This is a genomic window from Stenotrophomonas pictorum JCM 9942 (assembly GCF_001310775.1).
GTDB classification, from domain to species: domain Bacteria; phylum Pseudomonadota; class Gammaproteobacteria; order Xanthomonadales; family Xanthomonadaceae; genus Stenotrophomonas; species Stenotrophomonas pictorum.
Window position 1 is genome coordinate 1 of record NZ_BAZI01000131.1, and the last position, 7212, is coordinate 7212.

The following is a 7212-nucleotide window of genomic DNA, read 5'->3' on the forward strand; positions in this document are numbered from 1 at the left end:
GCCCCGCGCGGCCCGTCCGCGCTCCTGCGGCGCGGACGGCGCATCGGTCAGAAGCGGCCTTCCTGGTAATCCACGAAGGCCTGCATCAGTTCCTGCCGGGTGTTCATCACGAACGGGCCGTGACGCGCCACCGGTTCGCCCAGCGGGCGCCCGGCGACCAGGATCAGGCGCGCTTCCTGTGGGCCGGCCTGCAACTGCAGCTGGGAACCACCGCCGAGTACGGCCAGCTCGCTCTGCGCCAGCACGCGTGCATTTGCGCCCTCGCCCACCGTCACGCCGCCTTCGAACACATAGGCGAACGCATTGTGGCCGGCCGGCAGCGTGTACTGCCACGAGCTGCCGGGCGCCAGGGTGATATCCAGATACAGCGGATCGGTCGCCGGCTGCACGATCGGGCCGCTGACACCGCCGACGCTGCCGGCGATGACTTTGATACTCACGCCCTGGGCCGGCTGGACCTGCGGAATGCGCTCGGCGGCGAACTCCTGGTAGCGCGGATCGGTCATCTTCTCGCGCGCCGGCAGGTTCACCCACAGCTGGAAACCGCGCATGCGCCCGGACTCCTGCTCGGGCATCTCCGAATGCACCAGCCCGCGCCCGGCGGTCATCCACTGCACGCTGCCCGGGGTCAGCAGGCCCTCGTTGCCGTGGTTGTCGCGGTGCCGCATGCGGCCGTCGAGCATGTAGGTGACGGTTTCAAAGCCGCGGTGCGGATGGTCGGGAAAACCGGCCAGATAATCCTCCGGCTTGTCGGTGCCGAATTCGTCCAGCATCAGGAACGGATCCAGCTCCGGCAGCGCCGGCGTGCCGATCACCCGGGTCAGACGCACGCCGGCACCATCGGAGGTGGGCATGCCCCGCAGGTTGCGGACCACGCGGGCCGCGGTGTCACCAGTCATGATCAGGCTCCTTGAAATATATCCAGACAATGGAGGCTGCCCACGGCAGGACCAAGCACCGCCCTCGCAACCGATTGTTCCAGTGCTGGTGCAAGCGACACGCCACGCAACCCGCAGTCAGGTTTGTCAGGGGTTTCACCGTAAGACCAAAGTCTGGGGTCCCGCCACCGCCATATCCGTTGACCCCCGCCGTCCATGGGTAGAACCTTGAGCCAATCTCCTGCGAGGCGACTCGATGAAAGGTTTCTCCAAAGCCGGCTGGGCGCTGCTGTCCCTGATCGGCGCATTCTGTCTGGGCGTGGTGGCGCTACGCCGCGGCGAACACATCAACGCGTTGTGGATCGTGGTGGCGGCGGTTTCGCTGTACCTGGTCGCGTTCCGCTACTACGGCCTGTTCGTCGCCCGGAAGGTCATCGGCGTTGATCCCACCCGCGCCACCCCGGCGGTTCTGAACAACGATGGCTTGGACTACGTGCCGACCAACAAGCATGTGCTGTTCGGCCACCACTTCGCCGCCATTGCCGGCGCCGGCCCGCTGGTCGGCCCGGTGCTGGCCGCGCAGATGGGCTACCTGCCCGGCACGCTGTGGCTGATTGCCGGCGTGGTGCTGGCCGGCGCGGTGCAGGATTTCATGATCCTGATGATCTCCACGCGCCGCAACGGCCGTTCGCTGGGCGACCTGGTACGCGAGGAGATGGGCCCGGTGCCGGGCACCATCGCGCTGTTCGGCGTCTTCATGATCATGATCATCATCCTGGCGGTGCTGGCGATGATCGTGGTGAAAGCACTGGAAGGCAGCCCGTGGGGCATGTTCACGGTGATCGCGACGATGCCGATCGCGATCCTGATGGGCATCTACATGCGCTACATCCGCCCCGGCAAGATCGGCGAGATCTCGGTGGTCGGCCTGGCGCTGCTGCTGGCCGCGATCTGGTACGGCGGCAAGGTCGCCGCCGATCCGGTGATGGGCCCGATGTTCACCTTCACCGGCGTGCAGATCACCTGGATGCTGATCGGCTACGGCTTCGTGGCCGCGGTGCTGCCGGTGTGGCTGCTGCTGGCCCCGCGCGACTACCTGTCCACCTTCCTCAAGATCGGCACGATTGTCGGCCTGGCGATCGGCATCCTGATCGTGATGCCGGAACTGAAGATGCCGGCGCTGACACAGTTCACCGACGGCACCGGCCCGGTGTGGAAGGGCAGCATGTTCCCGTTCCTGTTCATCACCATCGCCTGCGGCGCGGTCTCCGGCTTCCATGCGCTGATCAGCTCGGGCACCACGCCCAAGCTGCTGGCCAATGAAGGCCACGCCGCCTATATCGGCTACGGCGGCATGCTGATGGAATCGTTCGTGGCGATCATGGCGATGGTGGCGGCCTCGATCATCGAGCCGGGCATCTACTTTGCGATGAACTCCCCGGCGGCGATCATCGGCACCGATGTGGTCCATGCCGCGCAGGTGGTGAGCAACTGGGGCTTTGCGATCACCCCGGAGCAGCTGACCACCACCGCGGCCGAGATCGGTGAAAGCACCATCCTCTCGCGCGCCGGCGGCGCCCCGACGCTGGCGGTGGGTATCGCGCAGATCCTGCATGCGGTGCTGCCGGGCGACGGCATGATGGCGTTCTGGTACCACTTCGCGATCCTGTTCGAAGCACTGTTCATCCTCACTGCGGTCGATGCCGGCACCCGTTCGGGCCGCTTCATGCTGCAGGACCTGCTGGGCAACTTCGTGCCCGCACTGCGTCGCACCGATTCGTGGGTGGCCAGCTTCATCGCCACCGGCGGCTGCGTGGCGCTGTGGGGCTACTTCCTGTACCAGGGTGTGACCGATCCGCTGGGCGGCATCAACATGTTGTGGCCGCTGTTCGGTATCGCCAACCAGATGCTGGCCGGCGTGGCGCTGCTGCTGTGCACCGTGGTGCTGTTCAAGATGAAGAAGGAGAAGTACGCCTGGGTGCCGCTGCTGCCGGCGATCTGGCTGCTGATCTGCACCACGGCGGCCGGCTTCATCAAGATCTTCGCCAGCGAACCGGCGGTGGGCTTCGTGGCCCAGGCGCACAAGTACCGTGATGCGATCGCCGCCGGCAACCTGCTGCCGCCGTCCAAGGACTTCGGACAGATGCAGCAGGTGATGGTCAACAACTACATCAACGCCGGCCTCACCGCGCTGTTCCTGTTCGTGGTGTTCGCGGTGCTGGTGTACTCGGTCAAGACCATCATGGTGGCGCGCCGCTCGCCGGTGCGCACCGACCGCGAAACCCCGTACGTGGCGCTCAAGCCGCACGAGATGGACGTGTAATGGGCACCGAACTGGTCCCGGTCGGCCAGTACCAGACGTTCCGCCGCACCTGGCGGCGTCTGGTACAGACCGCGCGCCTGTGCTGCGGCGTGCCGGACTATGACAACTATGTGCGGCACATGCAGGAGAAGCATCCCGACCGTCCGGTCATGGACTACAAGACCTTCTTCCGCGAACGCCAGGACGCCCGCTTCGGCGGCAAGAGTGGCTTCCGCTGCTGCTGAGTCCGCGGTTTGAAGAACATAGAAGGCGGGGCCATTGGCCCCGCCTTTTTTCATGACGCGCATCCCTGTGCGTCACCGTCCGGCCTCGCCGGGGAAGAACGGCTGTCCTGCCGTTCTTTCATATCCGCGATCTGCAAAGCCGATCACAGGGGCAGGACCGACCACCCCAGATCCCGGTGCTAGGATCGGCCATCACCAGGGAATCCCAGGTCATGCCACCCGTGCAGTGCAACCGGAAAGGAAACTGGAATGCAGAGAAAGACCCGTGTTCTCGCAACAATAGCCACCTCGTTGCTGGTGGCTTCATGCGCAAGCAAAACGACTTCATGCATAAACAATATCGCTTCATGCGTAAGCACAATGTCTCAAGCAAAGGAGCAAGGACGAGTGGCAGCCGACATCCCGCAGAAGACCCCATTCACCGATCCAGCCGTGAAGCCGCTGGCAGATGCCATTGCTGACGGCGATATCGCGCGGATAAAGGCACTGGCGCCGACCACCGATCTGGCTGCCCGCGGTCAATACAATGTGACCCTGCTGGAATGGGCAATATGGAACCAGAAGCCCGCTTCACTCGAGGCGCTGCTGGAGGCCGGCGCCGATCCTTCCCTGATCGGCATGGATGACGAAACCGTCGTGCATATGGCCGCGATGGTCGATCCACCGGAGTACCTCGAGGTTCTGCTCAAGCACAAGGTTCCCGTCGACTACACGCGTCCCACCAATGGCTGGACGCCACTGTTCGTTGCGGTGATGTATGACCAGCATATCCAGCGCGATCTTTTGATCAATGCAGGTGCCGACATCAAGCGTCGAGATAACCTGGGAAACACCCTGCTTCACATTGGCGCCAAGGATCCAGACACCGTACTCAAACTGTTGGAGGCGGGTGTTGATCCCACTCTGCGTAACAATAACGGCGATACGTTCCAACTTTCCTTTTTTAGAACGCCGGAAAAGCTGCTCAACGCCAAAGGGAAGGCAGGTCGTGAACATGTTCGCGGCTGGCTGGAGCAGCACAACATTGCCATCGAGCATTGATACCGGGGAAGGCGCTTGTCATGGAATCGACTACTTTCACCAAATTTGATGCCCGATCAATTGCCGGTACGACACCGCAATCTATTGACCTTCAGCTGCCACAGGTACTTCAAGATATCTACGCTCACGCACGCACCCGTCGCGAAGGTCAATCTCCAGAGTCCGTCCTTCTACCGCCCGGATGGACCCGAATCAGTGAACAAGAGCTTAGAAGCAAAAATATCGGCACTTCCTTGTTACACAACGACAGGTCTGGTTTCGATGCAGGCTTCTATCGCGGCCCTGACGGACAGGTTGTCCTGGCATTCTGCGGAACCGACCAAGGTAAAGACTGGCCACAGAATCTGGGACAGGGCGTCGGATTCCAGACAAGGCAGTACAAAAATGCAATCGAGTTGACCGAAAGAGCTTTGGCTGCTTACGGCGAAAATCTTTTATTGACTGGACACTCTTTGGGCGGTGGCCTCGCTGCTGCCGCTGGCGTCATCAACAACACACCCACCGTTACTTACAACTCTGCAGGCGTACATAGCAACACCTTCGAGCGTGTACGCTTGGACCCGATTGCTGCCAGGGAATATGCAGCCGATGGGCTGATCCGCAGCTACAGCGTCAAGAACGAGCTACTCACGCATCTGCAGGAAGACAGTATTCCGCTGAAATGGGCGCTGCCCGATGCTATCGGCCATCGAATCGAACTGCCCGATCCCGCCCCGCTGTCGTTTGGCCAGCGCCTTGTCCCCGGAGCGATGCTCAAGCATCGATATGACCTTCATGGTATCGCCTCGGTGATGGACTCGCTGGATCTGCAGCAGCTGCGCGATGCCGAACAAGGCGAGGCAATCAAAGCCCCGGCATCGGCCAATAGTGTCGGGAACCGTTTGTTCGAAGATGCGGTCATCCAGCTTGGACCCCAGCGGGAGAAGCTGGGCCTGAAAGACGACGTGTCCTTCCTCAACACCGCCGCGGGTATCGCCGCGCGCTCGGCGGATGACGGGCTGGACAGAATCGACCATCTGCTCATCCACGGGGACCGCCTATTCGCTGTCCAAGGCAACCTGCTTGACCCGGCACATCGGCGCAGCAACGTGGATCTGGCAGCGGCAGGGGATATGCCGATGCAGGCCAGCATCCGTCAGCTCCAGCAACACCAGCGTTTGATCCCCGCCGATTCGATCATTGAACCTGATCCTGGTCGACGGCATCTCGCGATGGGCTGATTTCAAGACGTCGGCAGCACCAAAAAGAAGGACAGCAGATGCTGTCCTTCTTTTTGACCGGGTTTCCTGCCGCTGGCAGCCGACTCAGGCCGCGCCGGCCATCCACTTGAGCATCAGCCCGGTGAGGTAGGCCAGCACCGTGCCGGTGGCATAGCCGACCGTGCCCAGCAGCACGCCCACCGGCGCCAGGCTGGGATGGAAGGCCGCCGCCACCACCGGCGCCGAAGCTGCGGCGCCGACATTGCCCTGCGAACCGATGGCCAGGAAGAACATCGGCGCTTTCAGCAGGCGGCCGACCACATACAGCAGCAGCACGTGGGTACCCATCCAGATCACACCCAGCAGGAACAGCCACGGACGCTCCAGCAACGCGAGCAGGTCCATCTGCATGCCGATGCAGGCGATCAGGAAGTACAGGAACAGCGTGCCGACCTTGGAGGCGCCGGCCGCTTCCAGCTCGCGTGCGCGGGTGAAGCTCAGCGCCAGACCGGCGAAGGTGGACAGCATCACCACCCAGACGAACTGGTTGTCCAGCGAGGCCTGCTTGGCAAAGCTGATGTTGGCCGCACACCACGTCGCCAGCGGCGCCGCCAGCGCATGTGCCGCCCCGACGATGCCCAGACCGACGCCGACAATGACCATCAGATCGGTCAGGGTCGGAATGCGCGCGCTCCTGGTCTGGTAGTCGGCGATACGACGCTTCATGTCGTCGATGGCCGAGGTGTCGGCACCATTGCGTGCGTCGATGCCCTGCGCACGACCGGCCAGCCAGATCAGGGCCGGCATCAGCAGGATGCTGGCACACACCACATCGACCACGGCGAACTGGCCGAAGGTGGTGGCATCGACGTTGAAGGTCTCGCGCATCGCGGCCATGTTGGCGCCGCCGCCGATCCAGCTGCCCGCCAAGGCGGCCATGCCGGCCCAGGTGTCCCCGGCCACGGTGGGCGCGTGGATCAGCTTCATCGCCTGGAAGGACACCAGCGCGCCGAGCATGATGCCCACGGTGCCGGTGACGAACATGATCAGTAGCTTCGGGCCGAGCCGGGCGATGCCCTTCAGGTCGATGGACAGCGTCAGCAGCACCAGCGCCGCCGGCAACAGCACATCGCGCGCGATGGGGTTGTAGAGCTTGGTGGTGTGGCCGTCGATCACCCCGGCGGTGTTGTAGATGGCCGGAATGAAGTAGCACAGCAGCAGCGCCGGCACCCAGGTGAAGAACTTCCGCCAGAAGCCGTCAGGGCGGCTGGCCAGATGGAAGATCAGCCCAGTGTGGCGGCGATCAGGCCAAGCCCGACAATATCGTTGGTGATCAAAGTGGTGCTGATTTCGGTCGGCATGCAGCCATTCCTGTCGATCGAAGGGAAATAAAAACGCCACGTGGCTAACGTGGCGATGAGGCGCCAGCCTAGCATGCAATGCATCCGCGCGGGCTACCGGCCGAAGCGGGGCGCACGCGCCGCTTCACCCGGCCCGATAACCGCAGCGCCTCATCCGCGCCCGCCATCGCCCGCAAGGTGATCCCC

5 protein-coding genes and 1 pseudogene are annotated in these 7212 nt (G+C 63.2%); 4 read left to right on the forward strand and 2 right to left on the reverse strand.

Annotated elements, in window-relative coordinates:
- Positions 1 to 47: 47 nt before the first annotated feature.
- Positions 48 to 899, reverse strand: coding sequence for a pirin family protein (locus JCM9942_RS08435; protein ID WP_054659003.1), 852 nt, complete (start codon positions 897 to 899; stop codon positions 48 to 50).
- A gap of 235 nt (positions 900 to 1134) precedes the next feature.
- Between JCM9942_RS08435 and JCM9942_RS08440 the strand changes: the two genes are divergently transcribed.
- The 4 genes from JCM9942_RS08440 to JCM9942_RS08455 all read left to right on the forward strand — a co-directional run bounded on the left by JCM9942_RS08440 (position 1135) and on the right by JCM9942_RS08455 (position 5686).
- A complete protein-coding gene (locus JCM9942_RS08440) occupies positions 1135 to 3201 on the forward strand; it encodes a carbon starvation CstA family protein (RefSeq protein WP_054659004.1) in 2067 nt (688 codons plus the stop codon).
- On the forward strand, positions 3201 to 3425 hold the full coding sequence (locus tag JCM9942_RS08445) for a YbdD/YjiX family protein (RefSeq protein WP_054659005.1): 225 nt from the start codon (positions 3201 to 3203) through the stop codon (positions 3423 to 3425). The genes JCM9942_RS08440 and JCM9942_RS08445 overlap by 1 nt, the downstream gene beginning before the upstream one ends.
- Before the next feature lie 249 nt (positions 3426 to 3674).
- Positions 3675 to 4466, forward strand: coding sequence for an ankyrin repeat domain-containing protein (locus JCM9942_RS08450; RefSeq protein ID WP_054659006.1), 792 nt, complete (start codon positions 3675 to 3677; stop codon positions 4464 to 4466).
- A 20-nt stretch (positions 4467 to 4486) separates the two neighbouring features.
- Positions 4487 to 5686 (forward strand): Tle-like phospholipase domain-containing protein, encoded by a 1200-nt coding sequence (locus tag JCM9942_RS08455; protein WP_054659007.1) that lies wholly within the window; start codon positions 4487 to 4489, stop codon positions 5684 to 5686.
- 84 nt (positions 5687 to 5770) lie between these two features.
- On the opposite strand, the pseudogene JCM9942_RS08460 reads toward JCM9942_RS08455, so the two are convergent.
- Positions 5771 to 7026: pseudogene (locus JCM9942_RS08460) on the reverse strand (DUF819 family protein).
- Positions 7027 to 7212: the final 186 nt, after the last annotated feature.